Source organism: Streptomyces sp. NPDC047028 (genome assembly GCF_040644095.1).
GTDB lineage: Bacteria > Actinomycetota > Actinomycetes > Streptomycetales > Streptomycetaceae > Streptomyces.
Genome location: NZ_JBEYVS010000045.1, coordinates 1 through 19,890, shown reverse-complemented (window position 1 = coordinate 19,890; position 19,890 = coordinate 1). Strand labels below are relative to the sequence as shown.

At 71.5% G+C, this 19,890-nt stretch carries 19 protein-coding genes, 1 rRNA gene and 1 pseudogene; 5 read left to right on the top strand and 16 right to left on the bottom strand.

The features are described from left to right. Nucleotides 1–555, bottom strand: a pseudogene (locus ABZ854_RS30610) (helix-turn-helix domain-containing protein); the annotation flags it as partial. A 516-nt stretch (nucleotides 556–1,071) separates the two neighbouring features. Here ABZ854_RS30610 and ABZ854_RS30605 point away from each other — a divergent pair. After that, nucleotides 1,072–1,311: a hypothetical protein gene (locus tag ABZ854_RS30605; protein ID WP_361217216.1), complete on the top strand. Its 240-nt coding sequence runs from the start codon at nucleotides 1,072–1,074 to the stop codon at nucleotides 1,309–1,311. A 344-nt stretch (nucleotides 1,312–1,655) separates the two neighbouring features. Further along, nucleotides 1,656–1,982, top strand: a complete 327-nt coding sequence (locus tag ABZ854_RS30600) for a metalloregulator ArsR/SmtB family transcription factor (protein ID WP_361217213.1) — start codon at nucleotides 1,656–1,658, stop codon at nucleotides 1,980–1,982. Between the two features lie 125 nt (nucleotides 1,983–2,107). On the opposite strand, the gene ABZ854_RS30595 is transcribed toward ABZ854_RS30600, so the two are convergent. From ABZ854_RS30595 to ABZ854_RS30575, 5 genes are all read right to left on the bottom strand, one after another. Continuing rightward, nucleotides 2,108–3,817 (bottom strand): uroporphyrinogen-III synthase, encoded by a 1,710-nt coding sequence (locus ABZ854_RS30595; RefSeq protein WP_361217210.1) that lies wholly within the window; start codon nucleotides 3,815–3,817, stop codon nucleotides 2,108–2,110. Beyond that, nucleotides 3,814–4,773 (bottom strand): hydroxymethylbilane synthase, encoded by a 960-nt coding sequence (gene hemC, locus ABZ854_RS30590; RefSeq protein ID WP_361217208.1) that lies wholly within the window; start codon nucleotides 4,771–4,773, stop codon nucleotides 3,814–3,816. The genes ABZ854_RS30595 and hemC overlap by 4 nt, the downstream gene beginning before the upstream one ends. Then, nucleotides 4,770–6,482: a glutamyl-tRNA reductase gene (locus tag ABZ854_RS30585; RefSeq protein ID WP_361217205.1), complete on the bottom strand. Its 1,713-nt coding sequence runs from the start codon at nucleotides 6,480–6,482 to the stop codon at nucleotides 4,770–4,772. Before ABZ854_RS30585 ends, hemC begins: the two co-directional genes overlap by 4 nt. After that, nucleotides 6,479–7,246, bottom strand: a complete 768-nt coding sequence (locus tag ABZ854_RS30580) for a redox-sensing transcriptional repressor Rex (protein WP_361217202.1) — start codon at nucleotides 7,244–7,246, stop codon at nucleotides 6,479–6,481. Before ABZ854_RS30580 ends, ABZ854_RS30585 begins: the two co-directional genes overlap by 4 nt. Nucleotides 7,247–7,491: 245 nt before the next feature. Beyond that, the gene (locus ABZ854_RS30575) at nucleotides 7,492–7,806 is read right to left on the bottom strand and encodes a glutaredoxin family protein (RefSeq protein ID WP_361217199.1); all 315 of its coding nucleotides are present in this window, start codon (nucleotides 7,804–7,806) and stop codon (nucleotides 7,492–7,494) included. 107 nt (nucleotides 7,807–7,913) lie between these two features. On the opposite strand from ABZ854_RS30575, the gene ABZ854_RS30570 reads away from it, so the two are divergent. From ABZ854_RS30570 to ABZ854_RS30560, 3 genes are all read left to right on the top strand, one after another. Beyond that, on the top strand, nucleotides 7,914–8,846 hold the full coding sequence (locus ABZ854_RS30570; RefSeq protein ID WP_361217196.1) for an HAD-IB family hydrolase: 933 nt from the start codon (nucleotides 7,914–7,916) through the stop codon (nucleotides 8,844–8,846). Nucleotides 8,847–9,247: 401 nt separating this feature from the next. Then, nucleotides 9,248–10,030, top strand: a complete 783-nt coding sequence (locus ABZ854_RS30565) for an ECF subfamily RNA polymerase sigma factor, BldN family (RefSeq protein WP_361217193.1) — start codon at nucleotides 9,248–9,250, stop codon at nucleotides 10,028–10,030. A 223-nt stretch (nucleotides 10,031–10,253) separates the two neighbouring features. Beyond that, nucleotides 10,254–11,483 carry a DUF5667 domain-containing protein gene (locus ABZ854_RS30560; protein ID WP_361217189.1) on the top strand — a complete coding sequence of 410 codons (1,230 nt, stop codon included), beginning with the start codon at nucleotides 10,254–10,256 and terminating at the stop codon, nucleotides 11,481–11,483. Nucleotides 11,484–11,703: 220 nt separating this feature from the next. Here ABZ854_RS30560 and ABZ854_RS30555 read toward each other — a convergent pair whose 3' ends face one another. From ABZ854_RS30555 to rrf, 10 genes are all read right to left on the bottom strand, one after another. After that, entirely contained in the window at nucleotides 11,704–12,810 is a 1,107-nt protein-coding gene (locus ABZ854_RS30555) for a lysophospholipid acyltransferase family protein (protein ID WP_361217186.1), read from the bottom strand. A gap of 28 nt (nucleotides 12,811–12,838) precedes the next feature. Next, complete coding sequence (locus ABZ854_RS30550; protein WP_361217184.1) at nucleotides 12,839–13,936, bottom strand: NAD-dependent epimerase/dehydratase family protein; 1,098 nt, start codon at nucleotides 13,934–13,936, stop codon at nucleotides 12,839–12,841. Nucleotides 13,937–14,209: 273 nt separating this feature from the next. Further along, the gene (locus ABZ854_RS30545; protein WP_003948845.1) at nucleotides 14,210–14,308 is read right to left on the bottom strand and encodes an AURKAIP1/COX24 domain-containing protein; all 99 of its coding nucleotides are present in this window, start codon (nucleotides 14,306–14,308) and stop codon (nucleotides 14,210–14,212) included. A gap of 114 nt (nucleotides 14,309–14,422) precedes the next feature. Further along, entirely contained in the window at nucleotides 14,423–14,635 is a 213-nt protein-coding gene (locus tag ABZ854_RS30540) for a helix-turn-helix domain-containing protein (protein ID WP_004984898.1), read from the bottom strand. A gap of 129 nt (nucleotides 14,636–14,764) precedes the next feature. Then, a complete protein-coding gene (locus ABZ854_RS30535; RefSeq protein ID WP_361217182.1) occupies nucleotides 14,765–15,580 on the bottom strand; it encodes a phosphatase in 816 nt (271 codons plus the stop codon). 210 nt (nucleotides 15,581–15,790) lie between these two features. Beyond that, complete coding sequence (locus tag ABZ854_RS30530; RefSeq protein ID WP_361217179.1) at nucleotides 15,791–16,963, bottom strand: acetoin utilization protein AcuC; 1,173 nt, start codon at nucleotides 16,961–16,963, stop codon at nucleotides 15,791–15,793. Then, nucleotides 16,914–18,131 (bottom strand): MFS transporter, encoded by a 1,218-nt coding sequence (locus ABZ854_RS30525; RefSeq protein WP_361217176.1) that lies wholly within the window; start codon nucleotides 18,129–18,131, stop codon nucleotides 16,914–16,916. The genes ABZ854_RS30530 and ABZ854_RS30525 overlap by 50 nt, the downstream gene beginning before the upstream one ends. Before the next feature lie 90 nt (nucleotides 18,132–18,221). Next, on the bottom strand, nucleotides 18,222–18,980 hold the full coding sequence (locus tag ABZ854_RS30520) for a VC0807 family protein (protein ID WP_361217173.1): 759 nt from the start codon (nucleotides 18,978–18,980) through the stop codon (nucleotides 18,222–18,224). Between the two features lie 105 nt (nucleotides 18,981–19,085). Further along, a complete protein-coding gene (locus ABZ854_RS30515) occupies nucleotides 19,086–19,736 on the bottom strand; it encodes an HAD family hydrolase (RefSeq protein WP_361217170.1) in 651 nt (216 codons plus the stop codon). 59 nt (nucleotides 19,737–19,795) lie between these two features. Further along, nucleotides 19,796–19,890: ribosomal RNA gene (gene rrf / locus ABZ854_RS30510) — 5S ribosomal RNA — on the bottom strand; the annotation flags it as partial.

Below are 19,890 nucleotides of genomic sequence, written 5' to 3'. Positions count from 1 at the left end.
GTCCGCCTGGGCGGGAATGGTCGCCCTCGCGGGGGCAGGGCACGGTGGCAGCGGGGTTTGGTCGCCCTCCTGGGACGTGTCCTGGGCGCCGGCGTCCGCCCCGTGGCGCTTCTGCACGCGGGGACGGCCGCCCCCTGAGCGGGCGGCGGGAGCACGCAGGGGCAAGGGGGTCACGTCTGCCTGTCGCACCGACTCGGGCACGTGATGAGCGTAGGTGCGCGTGACCAGCCTGCCCTCCGCCGTGTGCTCGCGGACCCGCTCCAGGTAGCCGTGCGCCTCCAGCTCGCGCAGCGCGGCCGCGATCCGCTCCCGCCCCTCGGTGAAGCGCTCCGCGAGAGTGCGGATGTCGACCAGTGTGCCCTCGGGCACCGACAGGATGTAGGTCGCGAGGCCGATCGCGGTCAGGGACAACTCCTGGTGCTGGGCAAGGTGGTTGCCGATGACAACGTACTGGTTGGCCTTGTACGTACGTACGTGAATCACCCCCGAAGGTGTGTCGCTTCGGCGAACACCATGAGCCGGACGCGGAACGGGAATAGGCTTCTGATCAGCCATGGGGAAGGGTCGACTTCCTCGTTGGTCAGGCCCTCGCACCGGGATGGCAGTCCCAGCGGGGGCCGACGTATGCACGGGCCTGTGGAATCGGGTCGTGCCCCTGGCACGAGACTGCCCGCGCGCACCACCGACGCGCCAGCCAGATCAGCCGATTTCACCCGCCCGAGTGATCAACGCCGGGTTTGGTTGGGTTGGTTGGTTATTTCCCTGGGTTCTTTGGTCTTTTACCGCCCGAAGCCCCAGCGCACGCCCAACCGAAGCCCCGACCGCCTGGCTCCGGTGGCCCGTTCACCGCTGCGGGGTCGTCCGTCGGCCTACGGGCGCAGGCTCGGCACGCAGGCAGGGTGCGCAGCCCGACCCGGGCCTTGCGGTCCGGCCAGGCTTTTCGGCCCAGCCCGAAAGGCCTGGTTCGGCGCCATTGCCCTGTGCAACGGTTGGTGATCCGACGGGAGTTGTCCGGAACCCCCGCCAGTTGCCGCGTACGTGCAGGGAATGGCCCGACCCGGAGGAGCCTCCATGGGCACACGCCGATTCACCGCAGCCACCGTCTCCGCCACAGCGCTGGCCGCCACGTTACTCTCGGGCGGCGTCGCGAACGCCGGCCCGGCCGCCCCGTCACCGCGGCCCACCACAACAGCTTCCTTCACCTGCGCCTACAAGTATTTCTGCGTGCACCTGCGGCACAGCGACGGCAGCTACACCTGGAAGTCCTTCTACTACTGCCAGAGGTACACCCTGAACGGCTCCGCGACCTAGTACATCAACCACCAAGCGCCCGGCACCGTGGGCACGTTCAATACCCCTGGGCGGTGGCGACCAAGGGCGCATACGCCTCGGACCGCCCGCCGTACTACGCGTGCGACGGCAAGCACCCTGCCCCGCAGGCGGTGAAGCCCTGCTGCCCTTCCCGGAGAGCACTGACGGCCCGACCGCCTGTGTCGGACGGGCCGTTTCCCGTGTCCCGGCCTCCGACGGTGGGCCCGCTCCCGCGGGTCGCCTTGCCGCTGTCGCCCCGAACGCGCGACATTGGGCGTCCGCGACCTGCATGCGGGGCTGCCCGCGCATGCACAGCAAGGAGCCCACCGTGCTGCGCCAGGACGGTGAAGTGCTCCTCGTCTACCCGGCCGTACGCGACCCGCTCGCCCTGGCCCGGCTACGGGACCTGCCCCCCGAAGGAAGCGGCAGGGCACTGGCGGCCCTCCTCGGCCGCACCAGGGGGCGCCGTACTGGAACTGACCCGCGACGGGACGACCACCGGCGACCTCGCCCACCGCCTGGGCGTGGCACCGGCGACCGCGAGCGGACACCTCGGCGTACTCCGCTCGGCCGGCCTCATCACCTCCCGCCGCGAAGGACAACGCGTCTGGCACACCATCACCCCCCTGGGCACGTCCCTCGCCACCGGAACGGCCCACGGCACGGAGTGAACCCGCCCCCGCCACCTGGGCGACCTGCCTGCCGTACGCGCTCCACCTCTCACTGACGCACAAGACACGTGTGGCCCGCACCCCCTGAACAGATCAGGGGGTGCGGGCCACACCCGCGAGGTACCTCAGGTCGTCGACCGGCGGCGGCGGGCCCCCGGGCGGCGTTCGCTCGGGCGGGTCACCGGGTCGCCGGCCTCCAGGGCGGCGGCGCGGCGGCGGGTGCCGAAGTCGGCGAGGGCCTCGGCGAGCCGGTGGACGGAGGGCTCGGGGGCCATGACGTCCACGCGGAGGCCGTGTTCCTCGGCGGTCTTGGCGGTCGCCGGGCCGATGCAGGCGATGACCGTCACGTTGTGCGGCTTGCCCGCGATGCCGACGAGGTTGCGGACCGTGGAGGACGAGGTGAACAGGACCGCGTCGAAGCCGCCACCCTTGATGGCCTCACGGGTCTCCGCCGGGGGCGGCGACGCGCGGACCGTGCGGTAGGCGGTGACGTCGTCGACCTCCCAGCCCAGCTCGATCAGGCCGGCCACCAGGGTTTCCGTGGCGATGTCGGCGCGGGGGAGGAAGACGCGGTTGATCGGGTCGAACACCGGGTCGTAGGGGGGCCAGTCCTCCAGGAGACCGGCCGCCGACTGCTCGCCCGAGGGGACCAGGTCCGGCTTCACGCCGAAGGCGATCAGCGCCTTGGCGGTCTGCTCGCCCACCGCCGCGACCTTGATCCCGGCGAAGGCGCGCGCGTCGAGGCCGTACTCCTCGAACTTCTCACGGACCGCCTTGACCGCGTTGACCGAGGTGAACGCGATCCACTCGTAGCGGCCGGTGACCAGGCCCTTGACCGCGCGCTCCATCTGCTGCGGGGTGCGCGGGGGTTCGACGGCGATCGTCGGGACCTCGTGCGGGACGGCGCCGTAGGAGCGCAGCTGGTCGGAGAGCGAGGCCGCCTGCTCCTTGGTGCGCGGCACGAGGACCTTCCAGCCGAACAGCGGCTTGGACTCGAACCACGACAGCTGGTCGCGCTGGGCGGGTGCGCTGCGGTCTCCGACCACGGCTATCACCGGGCGGCCGCCGTCCGGGGACGGCAGGACCTTCGCCTGCTTCAGGGTCTGCGCGATCGTGCCGAGCGTCGCCGTCCAGGTGCGCTGCCGGGTCGTCGTACCGGCGACGGTGACCGTCAGCGGGGTGTCGGGCTTGCGGCCGGCGGACACCAGTTCGCCGGCCGTCGCCGCCACCGCGTCCAGCGTGGTGGAGACGACCACCGTGCCGTCGGAGGCACCGACCTCGGTCCAGCAGCGGTCGGAGGCCGTACGGGCGTCCACGAACCGGACGTCCGCGCCCTGAGCGTCCCGCAGCGGCACACCCGCGTACGCGGGCACACCGACGGCCGCCGCCACACCGGGCACGACCTCGAACGGCACCCCGGCAGCGGCGCAGGCGAGCATTTCGGCGCCCGCGTCCGTATCAAGTCCCGGGTCCCCGGCGACCGCACGCACGACCCGCCTGCCGGTGCGCGCGGCCTCCATGACAAGATGAGCGGCATCCCGGGCACCACCCGTGGAAGCAGTGGTTGCTGACGTCCCGTCGACAACCGTCAGCTGGGGCGTGCCCGTGCCCGAAAGCGGGTCCGAGGAGCGGTCCGCGTCCGTCGGCACGACGGCGACGCCCTGCCGGGCATGCGCCCGGATCACGTCGAGCACCTCGTGCTCGGCGATCAGGACGTCCGCGCCCGACAGCGCCTCCACGGCGCGCAGAGTCAGCAGTCCCGGATCCCCGGGTCCGGCACCGAGGAAGGTGACGTGGCCGTGTTCCAGGCCGGCGGCAAAGGTGGTGGGGCTCACTGTGCTCGCTCCCCCATCAGACCGGCCGCGCCCTGGGCGAGCATCTCGGTGGCGAGGTCGCGACCGAGTGCTATCGCCTCCGCATGCGTCTGGGGCACGGGACCGGTGGTGGACAGCTGCACCATACGAGTGCCGTCGGTCGTGCCGACAACACCGCGCAGGCGCATTTCCTTGACAATCTGCCCGTCGGCCAGGAGGTCGGCCAGCGCGCCCACGGGGGCGCTGCAGCCGGCTTCCAGGGCGGCGAGCAGGGACCGCTCGGCGGTCACGGCGGCCCGCGTGAACGGGTCGTCGAGTTCCCCGAGCGCGGCGACGAGGTCCGCGTTGTCCGCGGCGCACTCGATCGCCAGTGCCCCCTGGCCGGGGGCGGGCAGAACCGTGTCGACCGACAGGAAGTCGGTCACCTCGTCGGCCCGGCCGATCCGGTTCAGCCCGGCGGCGGCCAGGACGACCGCGTCCAGCTCGCCTTCCCGGACGTACCCGATGCGGGTGTCGACGTTGCCGCGGATCGGGACGGTCTCTATGTCCAGTCCGTGGCTGCGCGCGTACGCGTTGAGCTGCGCCATGCGGCGCGGCGCGCCGGTGCCGATGCGGGCCCCGCGCGGCAGGTCCGTGAACTTCAGCGCGTCACGAGCGACGATCACGTCCCGGGGGTCCTCGCGCACCGGTACGGCGGCCAGGGCCAGCTCCTCGGGCTGCGCGGTCGGCAGGTCCTTGAGCGAGTGAACCGCGAAGTCGACCTCGCCGCGCACCAGCGCGTCACGCAGCGCCGTGACGAAGACGCCGGTGCCGCCGATCTGCGCCAGGTGCTCGCGCGAGGTGTCGCCGTACGTGGTGATCTCGACCAGCTCGACGGGCCGGCCGGTCACCCTGCTCACTTCCTCGGCCACCTGCCCGGACTGGGACATGGCGAGCTTGCTGCGCCTCGTCCCCAGTCTCAAAGCTCTCTCACTCATGCCGGTCGGTCCTTCGTTTCTGTGCTGTCCCCGGCCCGGGAGACGGCGGCCACCGTCTCGGGGTCGAGGTCGAACAGGGTGCGCAGCGCGTCCGCGTACCCGGCGCCGCCGGGCTCGGCCGCGAGTTCCTTGACCCGTACGGTCGGCGCGTGCAGCAGCTTGTCGACGACCCGGTGCACGGCCTGCCGGATCTCGCCGCGCTGGCGGGCGTCCAGGTCGGGCAGGCGGCCGTCGAGCCGGGCGATCTCGCTCGCGACGACGTCGGCGGCCATGGTGCGCAGCGCCACCACGGTCGGCGTGATGTGCGCCGCCCGCTGGGCCGCGCCGAACGCGGCGACCTCGTCGGAGACGATACGCCGGACCTGGTCGACGTCCGCCGCCATCGGTGCGTCGGCGGACGCCTCGGCGAGGGACTCAATGTCCACCAGGCGTACCCCGGCCAGCCGGTGCACGGCCGCGTCGATGTCGCGGGGCATCGCCAGGTCGAGGAGGAACAGGGCGGGGGCCGGGCGCGGGATCTCGGCGACCGGTTCGGGCTTGCGGCGCTCGGGGATCCGGCCGACGGTGGCGGCGGTCGCGGCGAGCGCGGTGATCAGCTCGGCGTCGGCCTCGGGGCCGCGGCGCTCGCGCCGGTCCACGGTGGCGGCGCCGGTGGCCCAGGCCCCGTGCTGCTCCAGCGTGGCGGCGTCCATCCCGGCGACGGCGGCCTCGCCGTGCACGGAGAAGCCGGTGGCGCCCTGGACGGTCTGGACACTCTGCGCGGGGGCCGTGTCGAGGGGGCAGTCGGTGCCGGTGGCCCGCTGCAGGGCCTCGGCGGCCGTCACGGTCGTACGACCGCTGCCCTCGCCCGTCTCCGCCGGGCGCCCGGTGCGGTGCTCGACCGCCTCGGCGACCGCGTCCGCGGTGAGCACGAGGCCGGTCGCGCCGGTGCAGGAGACGACCACGTCGGCGCGCGCCAGCTCGCCGGGCACGGCGGCCATGCGCACGGCACGCGCGGCTACGGCGGTGTCGTCGCCCTCGCCGAGGATCTGCGCGAGGCGCTCGGCGCGCTCGAAGGTGCGGTTGGCGACGACGATTTCGGTGATCCCGGCGCGGGCCAGGGTCGCGGCGGCCAGGGACGACATCGAGCCGGCGCCGATGACCAGGGCCGTACGGCCGGACGCCCAGTCCCGGACGTCGCCGCCCGCGGCCAGCTGCTCCATGCCGAAGGTGACCAGGGACTGGCCGGCGCGGTCGATGCCGGTCTCGGAGTGGGCGCGCTTGCCGGTGCGCAGGGCCTGCTGGAACAGGTCGTTCAGCAGCCGGCCGGCGCTGTGCAGCTCCTGGGCGCGGGCCAGGCAGTCCTTGATCTGGCCGAGGATCTGGCCCTCGCCGACGACCATCGAGTCCAGTCCGCAGGCCACCGAGAACAGGTGGTGGACCGCCCGGTCCTCGTAGTGCACATAGAGATAGGGAGTGAGTTCGTCGAGACCGACGCCGCTGTGCTGGGCGAGCAGCGTGGACAGCTCGGCGACACCGGCGTGGAACTTGTCGACGTCGGCGTAGAGCTCGATGCGGTTGCAGGTGGCGAGCACCGCGGCCTCGGTGGCCGGTTCCGCGGCGACCGTGTCCTGGAGCAGCTTGACCTGGGCGTCCGCGCTCAGCGCGGCCCGCTCCAGCACGCTGACCGGCGCGCTGCGGTGGCTCAGCCCGACGACGAGGAGACTCATGCCGGCATCACGGCGGGCACGTCCCCGTCGGGTCCCTGGTCGGCGGCGGACGCCTCGCGGGGGGTGGCCGCGGGCAGCGCGCCGTCACCGGCGGCGGTCTCCTCGCCGGCCTTGCGCTGCTCGTGGAACGCGAGGATCTGCAGCTCGATGGAGAGGTCCACCTTGCGTACGTCGACGCCGTCCGGGACGGACAGCACGGTCGGCGCGAAGTTCAGGATGGAGGTGACACCGGCGGCGACCAGGCGGTCGCAGACCTGCTGGGCGGCGCCCGCGGGGGTCGCGATCACGCCGATCGACACCCGGTCGTCGTGGATGATCTTCTCCAGCTCGTCCGTGTGCTGGACGGCGATCCCGGCGACCGGCTTGCCGGCCATCGCGGGGTCGGCGTCGATCAGCGCGGCGACACGGAAGCCGCGGGAGGCGAACCCGCCGTAGTTGGCGAGGGCGGCGCCGAGGTTACCGATACCGACGATCACAACCGGCCAGTCCTGGGTCAGGCCCAGCTCGCGGGAGATCTGGTAGACGAGGTACTCGACGTCGTAGCCGACACCGCGCGTTCCGTACGACCCCAGGTAGGAGAAGTCCTTGCGCAGCTTGGCGGAGTTGACCCCCGCCGCCGCGGCCAGCTCCTCGGAGGAGACCGTGGGCACCGAGCGCTCCGACAGTGCTGTCAGGGCTCGGAGGTACAGCGGAAGCCTGGCGACGGTGGCCTCGGGAATCCCTCGGCTACGGGTCGCCGGTCGGTGTGTTCGGCCAGTTGCCACGGTGCTCCTGCGGGTAGAGCGGGGCTGTGGGCGGTCATACGTTCCCGGACCACCCCGTCGGAAGCAGGCTATGTCTTTGTGAACGCGTGCACAAAGATGGTGTCCGATTTGCCCGCCCAACGTGACCGGGCTCACGCACGTCACTCTTCGGCCAATCCCTGGGGGCAAAACCGACACTCTCCTTGCGAATCCCGCCCCCGAGACCAAACATCCCGATCCTAAGCGACGTTCGGTACGGCCTTGTACTACTCGGTCAGTTCTTTGCGCAAACGAGCCTCGTCGACCCGCCAGAACGTGTGCTGCTCCCCGTCCACGAGGACGACGGGGATCTGCTCCCAGTACTGGTCGTGGAGGTCCTTGTCCTCGGTGATGTCCTTGCGCTCCCAGGGGACGCCGAGTTCGCCGCAGACCTTGTCGACCACCTCCTGCGCGTCGTCGCACAGATGGCAGCCGGGCTTGCCGATGAGGGTGACCAGCCGCTCGCGCGGGCCGGTGGCGCCATCGGCGGCTACGGCGGCGGGGGCGGCCTTGCGCCGGAAGAGGGGGCTCATGTCAGCCATTGTCCCGCGTGCGCGAACCGCTTCCCGGTGACGCTCGTACCCCACAGTTCACGGGGTCGGCACCTGTCCGCGCCGGAAGCACCGAACAAACTGGCTATGCTCACGCCATGGCCGCTCTCGGATGGCTCACCCCCCGTAGGCGCTCCGCCACGGCGCGGAGCGTGTTGGCAGGCGAGGCCTCGGCGGAGGCCGCCCGCAAGTCCTCGCAGGACGCGGAATCCGCCGCGCAGGACTCCGCCGGCCGGGAACCCGAGTTCCCCGTGCTCGGCGACGACCGGGCCGCCGCCTTCTTCGACCTCGACAACACCGTCATGCAGGGTGCCGCGCTGTTCCACTTCGGACGCGGCCTGTACAAGCGGAAGTTCTTCGAGACGCGCGAGCTGGCCCGGTTCGCCTGGCAGCAGGCGTGGTTCCGGCTGGCCGGCGTCGAGGACCCCGAACACATGCAGGACGCCCGGGACTCGGCCCTCTCCATCGTCAAGGGCCACCGGGTCGCCGAACTGCGGGCGATCGGCGAGGAGATCTACGACGAGTACATGGCCGAACGGATCTGGCCGGGCACCCGGGCGCTGGCCCAGGCCCACCTGGACGCGGGCCAGAAGGTGTGGCTGGTCACGGCGGCGCCGGTGGAGATCGCCCAGGTGATCGCGCGGCGACTGGGACTGACCGGCGCGCTCGGCACGGTCGCGGAGTCGGTCGACGGCGTCTACACCGGCCGACTGGTCGGCGAGCCGCTGCACGGGCCGGCCAAGGCGGAGGCGGTGCGGGCACTGGCCTCGGCGGAGAAGCTGGAGCTGGGGCGGTGCGCCGCGTACAGCGACTCGCACAACGACATCCCGATGCTGTCGCTCGTGGGGCACCCGTACGCCATCAACCCCGACGCGAAGCTGCGCAGGTACGCGCGGGAAAAGGACTGGCGACTGCGGGACTACCGCACCGGGCGCAAGGCCGCGAAGGTCGGCATCCCCGCGGCGGCGGGCGTCGGCGCGGTCGCCGGTGGCACTGCGGCGGCGATCGCCTTCAGCCGGCGACGCCGATAGCGGCTACTCGCCGCAGAGCCGGCGGTGCGTTGCCGGGTGCGGGCGCGTCATGGCCTGTCGCGCCCACGCGGCGGAGCCGCATGGCGATACAGCCCCGCGCCCCTTCGGGGCACGAACCCGAGTACCAGTTCCGCGCGCCCGAATTATGCCGTGGACTTGCCAACACGCCCCAGCTTTCGCAGAAACCTGCCCCATTTCGATCAATGGGCGGTCAACTTGCGTAACTTGAGAGGCCGTCAATCGGTTACAGAAGCGACGTAATCGATGATTTGAGCAACTGGGTGTAGCAGTGCCTGCACGAAGCGTTATTCTCCTCAAACGCAAACCGGTACCCCTCCGTCGCTACGACGGGTGAAAGGTTCCGTACTGCACGTGATGGAAGCTCTGCCTCTGGGAGTCCCGTGTACCCACACGTCGGGGTTGACGCCTCGGGCCTGGCTACGCTGCGCGCAACGATCGCAACGGTCAAAGACACGCTGCGCGGCTTGGTCCCCACCGCGTACGCCGTCCCCGCCCTTGCCGTAGCCGCCGCGCCCGCCGGCCCGTGCTACGCCCTCGCCGACGGCGGTGCCGCAGTCGGCAGACGAGGGCGCGCCACCGGCGCGACCACCGTCCGCCGGCCGGCCGCCGACAGCGACAGCGCCCGCATGATGGACCTCGTCGAGCGCGCCCAGGCCGGCGAGGCCGACGCGTTCGGCCGTCTCTACGACCAGTACAGCGACACCGTCTACCGGTACATCTACTACCGGGTCGGCGGGAAGGCGACCGCCGAGGACCTCACGAGCGAGACCTTTCTGCGCGCGCTGCGCCGGATCGGCACCTTCACCTGGCAGGGCCGCGACTTCGGCGCCTGGCTGGTGACGATCGCCCGCAACCTCGTCGCCGACCACTTCAAGTCCAGCCGCTTCCGCCTGGAGGTCACCACCGGCGAGATGCTCGACGCCAACGAGGTCGAGCGCTCCCCGGAGGACTCCGTCCTGGAGTCCCTCTCCAACGCCGCCCTGCTGGACGCCGTACGCCGGCTCAACCCCCAGCAGCAGGAGTGCGTGACGCTCCGCTTCCTCCAGGGCCTCTCGGTCGCCGAGACCGCCCGGGTGATGGGCAAGAACGAGGGCGCCATCAAGACCCTCCAGTACCGGGCCGTGCGCACCCTCGCCCGGCTCCTGCCGGACGACGCCCGCTGACGCCCACCGGTCAACTCACGCACGGTGAGGGACCGTTGACTTTCCGAACCGTTCATCCTGCGTCCGTAACCCAAGTGCCGCGCCAGTCGTTGTGCGGGATACAGGCTCCCTGTGGTCACGTCCTGGCCGACCCTGATCGCTCGATCGAGTGGAAACGTCGTGGACGTGCAACCCTCAGGACCCCCTGGGGAGTCGACCGTCATGACGAGAGGAGGTGCCGCCAGTGATCGCGAACGTATCGGCACACCGGCGGGCGAACGCCTTCGCCCAGGCCCTGGAGGAGCAGTCCGACCGGGACACGGCGGCCGAGCAGTCCGCAGCACCGGCGCAGGCGCCGCAGGGCGCGGCGGAGCAGACCGAGCAGGGCGAGCTGCTGGCCCTCGCGACAGGTCTCGGCGCGCTGCCCAGGCCGCAGCTCGACCCGGAGGTCAAGGTCGTCCAGCGGGCCCAGCTGGTGGCCGCGATGGAGGCCATGCTCCAGGAGGGCACACTGGGCGGGGCGGCGGACGCGTCGGTACCCGAGCAGAGGTCCCGGAGCCGGGGCGCCCACCGGGCGACCTCGCTGAACAGACTCCGGCCGCGGAGCAGGCTGACCAAGGGGCTCGCCGCGGGCGGCCTCAGCGTCGGCGTGGCCGCGGGCGCCTTCGGCGGAGTGGCCGCCGCCAGCTCCAACGCACTGCCCGGTGACTCGCTGTACGGCCTGAAGCGCGGCATCGAGGACTTCAAGCTCAACTACATGAGCGACGGCGACGACCAGCGCGGCCAGACCTACCTCGACCAGGCCTCCACCCGGCTCAGCGAGGCCCGCCGGCTGATGGAGCGCGGCCGCAGCGGCCACCTCGACCACGAGTCCCTCGGTGAGATCCGCCGCACCCTGTCCGGGATGCAGCACGACGTCTCCGAGGGCCACCGCCTGCTGCACGCGGCCTACGAGGCCGACCCCGGCTCCCTCGGCCCCATCCAGGCCCTCTCCAGCTTCTCCCGGTCCCACCGCGAGGCCTGGACCGCGCTCAGCGACAAGCTGCCCGTCCAGCTCGGAGACGTCAAGGACCGGGTGTCCTCGTCGTTCGACGCCATAGACGAAGAGGTCGCTCCGCTGCAGTCCCTGCTCCCGCAGACCCCGGCCCACCCCGGCGCGCGGCACGGCTCCGGCTCGGCGTCCACCAGCACCTCCGGCACCGACCGGCCGGCCACCCCGTCCACCGGGAAGACCGCGCCCTCCGGCGGCCACACCGCCAGCGGCAGCCCCAGCGGCTCGGCCACCGGCACCAGCAGCGGCGGCCTGCTCGGCGGCAGCACGGGCGGCCTGCTCGACCCGCCGAAGACCGGCGAGGACGGCAACACCCCGGCCACCACCAACCCCCCGGCCGCCGGCCGCCCCGACGTCACCCTCCCGCCCCTCCTGCCGGGCCTCCTCCCCGGCCTGGGCATCGACGAACAGGACGCCGACTAGCCCCACTCCGGTACGGCGACGGGGGGCCCCCACCCGAGCGGGGGCGCCCCCGTCGCCGCACCGAAAACGCTCAGAAGAACACCGACCTCCGCTGCACCAGCAGTTTGGCCCCTCCTGTTTGCTGCCCTCGCACCGCTGCGCGGGTTTCGGGACAGCTGCGCCTGACTCGGTCCGTCGGCTCCGGGCAGCCCGTGCCGACCAGCCGGTCAAACGGTCGTGCTCAGAAGAACACCGACCTCCGCTGCACCAGCAGTTTGTACAGCGTGTGCTGGATCTGTTCGCGGACCTGGTCGGTCAGGTTGAACATCAGCATCGGGTCGTCCGCGGCCTCCGGCGGATAGCCGTCCGTCGGGATCGGCTCGCCGAACTGGATCGTCCACTTCGTGGGCAGCGGGATCGCGCCCAGCGGACCCAGCCAGGGGAACGTCGGCGTCAGCGGGAAGTACGGGAAGCCCAGCAGCCGGGCCAGCGTCTTGGAGTTGCCGATCATCGGATAGATCTCCTCCGCCCCGACGATCGAGCACGGAATGATCGGCACGCCCTGCCGCAGCGCCGTCGAGACGAACCCACCCCGGCCGAACCGCTGCAACTTGTAGCGCTCACCGAACGGTTTCCCGATCCCCTTGAAGCCCTCCGGCATCACCCCGACCAGCTCGCCCTGCCCCAGCAGCCGCCCCGCGTCCTCCGCGCACGCCAGGGTGTGCCCCAGCTTGCGGGCCAGCTCGTTGACCACCGGCAGCATGAACACCAGATCGGCCGCGAGCAGCCGCAGATGCCGGCCCGCCGGATGGTTGTCGTGCACCGCGACCTGCATCATCAGGCCGTCCAGCGGCAGCGTCCCCGAGTGGTTGGCGACGATCAGCGCGCCGCCCTCCTTCGGGATGTTCCCGATGCCCTTCACCTCGACCCGGAAGTACTTCTCGTACACCGGCCGCAGCAGCGACATCAGGACCTGGGAGGTCAGCTCCTCGTCGTAGCCGAAGTCGTCGACCTCGTAGTCCCCGGTCAGCCTGCGGCGCAGAAAGGCCAGCCCGGCCGCCACCCGCCGCTCCAGGCCGCCGTCGTCCGCGTCCCCGCCCCCGCTCTCCGGGTTCTCCGCACGGCTCACACCACCATCGTCCCCCGCCCCGCCCCGGCCCGGCAGCGCCTGTACGTCCCCCGCCTCCCCGGTGTCACCGGCCTCGCCGATCCCGCGCACCGCCGCCCCCTCGCCGCCGTTGCCCCCCTTGCGCCTGCTGCCCGCGCTCCGGCGACGCGACGGCCGCTGCGCGCCGCCGCCCCCGCGGGACCGGTCGTCGTCGAACGGAATGACCTTGGCGTCCGCCATCGTTGATGCGCTCCTCGATCGGCGCTAGCTAGTTGGCGCTCTGGGAATGACTGCGGGAGGGACTCGGCGCGGAGCCGCGCGGAGGGCTGCCGGCGGCGCCCCGCTCGGACAGCGCGGCCACCCGGTCGACCGCGCCCGCGAGCACCTCCGGCGGCAGCAGGCCCGGTCCCTGGCCGCGCGCGAAGTCCGCGAACGTCTCCGCGGTGGTGTGCTTCGGCCGGAACCCCAGCGTCTCCCGCATCTGCGTGGTGTCGACCACCCGGCCGTGCGTGAGCAGCCGGATCTGCTCCGGGGAGAAGTCCGTCATGCCGAGGGTCCGCACCAGGGAGCCGGCCCAGGTGACCGCGGGCAGCAGCAGCGGCACCGTCGGCCGGCCCAGCCGCCGCGAGCACTGCGACAGCAGCAGGACACCGTCCCCGGCGATGTTGAACGTGCCGCTGTTCAGCGTGCCCCGGCGGGCCTCGTGGCAGGAGATCCGCAGCACCTCGATGACGTCGTCCTCGTGCACGAACTGCAGCCGGGGGTCGTAGCCGAACACCGTCGGCAGGACCGGCAGCGCGAAGTAGGAGGCGAGCGGGGTGTCCGCGGCCGGGCCGAGGATGTTGGCGAACCGCAGCACGCACACGGCGACGTCCGGCCGCCGCCGGGCGAACCCGCGCACGTACCCCTCGACCTCCACCGTGTCCTTCGCGAAGCCGCCGCTGGGCAGCGACTTGGCCGGGGTGGTCTCGGTGAACACGGCCGGATCGCGCGGCGCGGAACCGTAGACGTTCGTACTGGACTTCACCACCAGCCGCCGCACCGCAGGCGACTTCTGGCAGGCGCCGAGGAGCTGCATGGTGCCGATGACATTGGTCTCCTTGACCGTGGCCCGGCTGCCGGCGCCCAGGGCCGTGCCCGCCACGTCCAGGTGGACGACCGTGTCGGCGCCCGTCTCGGCGAGCACCCGCGCGATCCCGGGCTGCCGGATGTCGGCCTGGATGAAGTCCGCCCCGCCCAGGTGGTGTGCGGGAGGCACCGCGTCCACGGCGATCACCCGGTCCACCTCCGGGTCACGCTGGATCCGCCGCACGAACCGGCCGCCCACCTGCCGGGCCACTCCGGTGACCAGCACGATCTTGCCCAAGATCAGCGCCTTCCTTCCCGACTCGCCCCGACTCGCGCGAGACCTGGTCCCAGCCCACGTTCCCCGTGTGCCGCCAACTTAGCGGGTGGATGTTGCACTGTGATGACCACCGGACACCCGAGATGGCGGAATTTCACCAGCCGCCGCGCCCCCGGACCTGCCAGTGGCCGCAGATCCTCCGATGACCCGGTCCGCCGATGACCCCGGACACGCCTGTGGCCCCCCGGCCGGGATGGCTGGGGGGCCACAGAGACACGCCTCTCGCGGCGCCGCTTACTTCTTGTTGCGGCGCTGAACGCGCGTGCGCTTGAGCAGCTTGCGGTGCTTCTTCTTGGCCATCCGCTTGCGCCGCTTCTTGATTACAGAGCCCACGACTACCCTCGCTCACTTCTCATCACTGGTTGTTTGGGCGCCATGGGCCCACACGACCTACGAGGGGCTAGCCTACCCGCTCGAGCGGGCGCACTTGTAATCGAGGGTTTTCCGCTAGGCCGTCTCCACCCCCACATAGCTCTCGCGAAGGTACTCGTGTACCGCTTGCTCGGGGACGCGGAAGGACCGCCCCACCCGGATCGCGGGCAGATGACCGCTGTGCACCAGCCGGTACACGGTCATCTTCGACACTCGCATCACCGAGGCGACCTCCGCCACGGTAAGGAACTGCACCTCGTTCAGAGGCCTTTCGCCAGCTGCAGCCATGACACACCTGAACCTTCCGCACTCGACGGCCACCGGCTTCCCCTTCCGGTGACTCTTCGTCGTTGCGTGCTCACTCCCCAATGTAGGGGCGGGTGATGCGAGTGGGGAAGAGGTGCACCCATCGCAGGCCTACTGTGACAAGCATGCTCGTTTGAGTACGTAGCGGGCCAGCGGCCGGTACGCAGCAGACGGCGCCCCGTCATCAAGCGGAACGACGACGGCCACCCGCCCCTCGGCCTGCCCCACGAACGGCGCCGGATCATCCGCGTCCGCCAGCCCGATCGCCTCGAACCCCAGCTGACCTGCACCGCAGAGCCACCCGTGATCGCCGATCACCAGCTCGGGCAGCGGCCCCCCGCACCGGGCCGCCGCATCCAGGGCGACCCGAACCGGGAGCGGCGAGTGGCTGTGCGCCCCCGGCTCACAACCGGGGCGCTCGGAGACGGGTTCCCGCACCAACGCGACATCCCGTGCGTAGTCCACGGTGAGCGTGCGTAGACCGAACTGGGTCAATATGTCGATACGGCGACCCTGCGCGGGGGTGAGCACCTCACATCCCACCGCCGACAGCGCGTACGCCAGGGCGGCGTAGAAACCGAGCAGCGGCCCCGGGTGCCCGGTGCCGAGCAGCACCGGCCCACGACGCAGGGCGACCTCCCCGACCCGCTCGGCGAACGCGTCCAGCGCGGCCAGCGTCAGCTCCGGGTCGATCACCTCCGACCCGCTCGTCATCCGGGGATCGGCCGAAATCCCGCACCGCTCCGCCATCAGCCCGAGCAACTCCCGCTCGCCCCACCCGCCTTCGGGATCAACCCCGATGAGCACCCGCGGGTCCCGCGCGGCGAACAGCCGGTACCGCCGAAGACTCCCCTCCCGGCACGTCCGGACCTCCCCGGCCAGCCGGGCGGCGAGCAGATGCGCCCGAAGCTCCTCGACGATCCCCACACGGAAGATGCTGACGGACGCATTCTCCGGAAACACAGGGAACGTCGAAACACCGCACGGTCGGCCTAAACCGCGGCACTTGGACAGCCCCCACGCACCCTGGCACACGTTCCAGCCGACCCGGGCCCCCACCCCGGCCGGTGCCCTCTCAGCCGACAGTTTCGGGCGGGTAGGTGGGAAACTCACGGCAGAAGCCCTGCCAAGGGAATCTCACGGCAGAAGCCCCCGCAAGGGAAACGCCGCCCGGCGAGAAGCCCGTACCGCCTGATCCAAGCGATCAGCGGGGTCGTACCCGGCGTCCCACTCCGCGTACGACACCGGCCACCGCCCGTCCGTCATCCGCTGCGGCCCCAGCTGCCGGGTCCGCGCGAACACCTCCCGCCGCCACTCCTCCGGAATCACCGTCTCCGGCGCGACCTCCCGCCCCGCGGCGATCCCCACCAGATGCGTCCAGGACCGCGGTACGACGTCCACCACCGCGTAGCCACCGCCCCCCAGTGCCACCCACTTCCCGCCGGCGTACTCGTGCGCCAGCTCGTGACAGGCCACCTGCACCGCCCGCTGCGCGTCCAGCGACACCGCGAGGTGCGCCAGCGGGTCCTCGAAGTGCGTGTCCGCCCCGTGCTGGGACACCAGCACCTGCGGCCGGAACCCCGCCAGCAGCTCCGGCACCACCGCGTGGAACGCCCGCACCCACCCGGCGTCCCCCGTCCCCGCCGGCAGCGCCACGTTCACGGCGCACCCCTCCCCCGCCCCGGCCCCGGTCTCCTCGGGCCACCCGGTCTGCGGGAACAACGTACGGGGATGCTCGTGCAGCGAGATCGTCAGCACCCGCGGGTCCTCCCAGAACGCCGCCTGCACCCCGTCCCCGTGGTGCACGTCGACGTCCACATAGGCGACCCGCTCGGCGCCCAGCTCCAGCAGCCGCGCGATGGCCAGCGCCGCGTCGTTGTAGATGCAGAACCCCGAGGCACCCCCCGGCATCGCATGGTGCAGACCGCCCGCGAAGTTCACCGCGTGGTCGGCGTCCCCGCGCCACACCGCCTCCGCCGCGCCCACCGACTGCCCCGCGATCAGCGCGGACACCTCGTGCATCCCGGCGAACGCGGGATCGTCCGGCGTGCCGAGCCCGTACGACCCGTCGGCCGCCGCCGGATCCGCCGAGGCGGCCTTCACCGCGTCGATGTAGTCCTCACGGTGGACCAGGCGCAGCGTCGACTCCCCGGCCGGCTTCGCCGCGACGACCCGCACCGCCCGGTCCAGCCCGAAGGCCGCCACCAGTTTCCGGGTCAGCTCCAGCCGGACCGGGTCCATCGGGTGGTCCGGACCGAAGTCATAGCCCGTTACTGCCTCGTCCCACATCAGCTGTGCGCGGCCGCTCATGCCCGCCACCGTATCGGTCCGGCCGGACCGCGAACGAACGGGCGTACACCAACGTCACCAGCACCAACACCATCGGTACGAGCATCGCCCCGCGGTAGCTCCAGGCGTCCCCGATCGCCCCCACCAACGGCGAACCGACCAGGAAACCGACGTAGTTGAAGATGTTCAGCCGGGCGATCGCCGCGTCCGAGTCTTCCGGGAACAGCCGCCCCGCCGCGGCGAACGTCTGCGGCACCAGCACACACAGCCCGAGCCCCAGCAGGGTGAACCCGAGCATGCCCACCCACGCCCCCGGCGCCGACGCCACCACCGCGAACCCCAGCGCCGCCACCAGCGCCCCGAGCCGTACGACCGCCACCGCACCGAACCGCCGTACCCCGGAGTCCCCGATGGCCCGCCCGACCAGCGTGGTCACCATGTACACGTTGTACGGCACCGTCGCGAGCTGTTCCGAGCTGCCCAGCACGTCCTTGAGGTACTTCGCGCTCCAGTTGGAGACGGTCGAATCCCCGATGTACCCAAACGTCATCACCAGGCACAGCGGCAGCAGCAGCTTGAACACCAGGCCGCCGCCACCGCCGGAGCCGGCCTCCTCCACCGCGGGCGCCGCGCCCCCGTCGACGTACCACCGGCTCGCCACCAGCGTCGCCGGCACCAGCACCGCCACCACCGGCAGGTACGACACCCACAGCGCGAGGTGCCAGTGCGCCCCCGCCCACGCCAGCGAGGCGCCCACGATCCCGCCCAGGCTGTACGCCGCGTGGAAACTCAGCATGATGCTGCGCCCGTACTGCCGTTGCAGGCTCACCCCGAGCATGTTCATGGAGGCGTCCAGCGCGCCCACGGCGAGCCCGAAAGCGGCCAGGGTGACCGCCACCTCGGACATCCGCCCGCCGGCCCCGACCCCGAGCAGAGCCATCAGCACCACCGGCTGGGTCCGGCGCAGCAGCCGGCTGGGCCGGACCCGCTTCACCAACTGCTCGGTGGTCACACTCCCGACGCCGGCGAGGATCGGCACGGCGGCCAGGAAGGCGGGGAGCAACGCGTCGGAGATGCCGTACCGGTCCTGGATGGCCGGGATGCGCGTCACGAGAAGGGCGAAGGTGACGCCCTGGGCGAAGAAGCTGAACGCCAGAGAGGCCCTACCGCGCCGCAGCACATCTGTCATGGCGGCGAGCGTAGGGCCCCAGGCTACCTGTGGGTAGATCCAGCCGAAGGTGAGTTTTTCTCAGCTTCTTGCACCCGGCGGGTTCGTGCGTCACGCGGCGACGGTCACGGCGGCCTTCTCGGCCTCCTCCGCGGCCTCGACCTCGGCGGCCAGCATCTTCTCCATCGGCTCGACGGCCAGCCCGCCGCTGACCACGAAGGCGAGCGCCAGGGTGCCCACGGTCAGGACGGTGCCGAGCCAGACCATGGTGTCGATCGGGACGGTGTACGCGCCCACGACCCGCATCACGCATTCGGCAAGCAGCGCTACACCCCAGACGAGGGAGAACGCCATCTCCTTGCGACGGAAGGCCGATGAGCGGACGGACGCACCGGAGGTCAGCCGCTCCCATGCGGCGACCTTGGCCGGGCTGCCCTTGAGGATGAAGGGCTTCATGCCTTCCGACATCATCGGGCGGCCGAGGAACACGGAGACCAGGATGCCGATGCCGACGGTGCTGCTGACCGCGCCGTCCTTGGCGAGCATCAGCCGCGGGTCGCCGGCGACGAAGCTCAGCAGGAGGGAGACGACGTTGACGAACAGGATCAGGCCGGCCAGCGCGTTGGTCCGCCGCTCCTTGACGAGGCTCCACACGGTGCGGACGGCCGGCACGACGCTGCTCCAGGCGAGCGCCGCGAAGGTGCTCATCCCGAAGGCGTTCTTGAAGAGGTAGTACGAGCCGAGCGGGACGGCCACGTCCACGATCAGCGGCCGGAAGTTGTCCAGCACGCTCGGGGCCTGCTGCTCGTTCTGCTTCTCGGTCCGGCCGGTGGTCGCGGCGCCTGCGGTGTTCCCCGTGTTCTTCGTCATGCCCTTAGCTTCGCGGTCGGAGGGGGTCCGGCAGTAGAAACGATCGTCCGGAGGTCCGCATGACAAATGTCAGGCACGGGGTGGTGGCCGCGGTCATACGCGGGGTCATACGAGCAGGTCGGCCAACTCGCCCATGGTGGAGAAGAGTTGTGTGGCCCCGGCCCCGCACAGCCGGTCCGCAGGTGTCATGGCGGTGAACCCGTACACGTCCATCCCGGCCGCGACGGCCGCCTGGACGCCCAGCGGTGAGTCCTCCACGACGAGGCACCGCTCGGGTGCGACACCCATCCGTTCGGCCGCGTGGAGGAAGAGGTCGGGCGCCGGCTTGCCCCGTCCGACGTCCTGGGAGCTGAAGACCCGGTCCCGCGCGAACCACCGGTCGAGTCCGGTCGTCCGGTGCCCGACCCGGATCCGTTCATGGCTGCCGGAGGAGGCCACGCAGTACGGCACCCCGTCCGCCGCCAGCTTCTCCAGCACCCCGTCGACCCCGGCCATGGGCCGCAAGTCCCGCTCGAACGCGGCGAAGACGCGTCCGTGGAAGACGTCGTCGAAGTCGTCCGGCAGCCGCTGCCCCGTCCGCTCCAGGACCAGGTCGTGGACGCGGTGCATCGCGGCGCCCATGTAGTCCCGGATGGAGTCCTCGTACGACGTCGGGTGCCCCAGCTCGGTCAGATAGCCGGCCAGGAGCCGGTTGGAGATGGGCTCGCTGTCCACGAGGACACCGTCGTTGTCGAAGATGACGAGGTCATAGCGCATGGCACCAGCCTAAACGCAGAAAACCCCGCACCGTGAGGTGCGGGGTTTTCTCAAATTTTGTTCGGCGGTGTCCTACTCTCCCACAGGGTCCCCCCTGCAGTACCATCGGCGCTGTGAGGCTTAGCTTCCGGGTTCGGAATGTAACCGGGCGTTT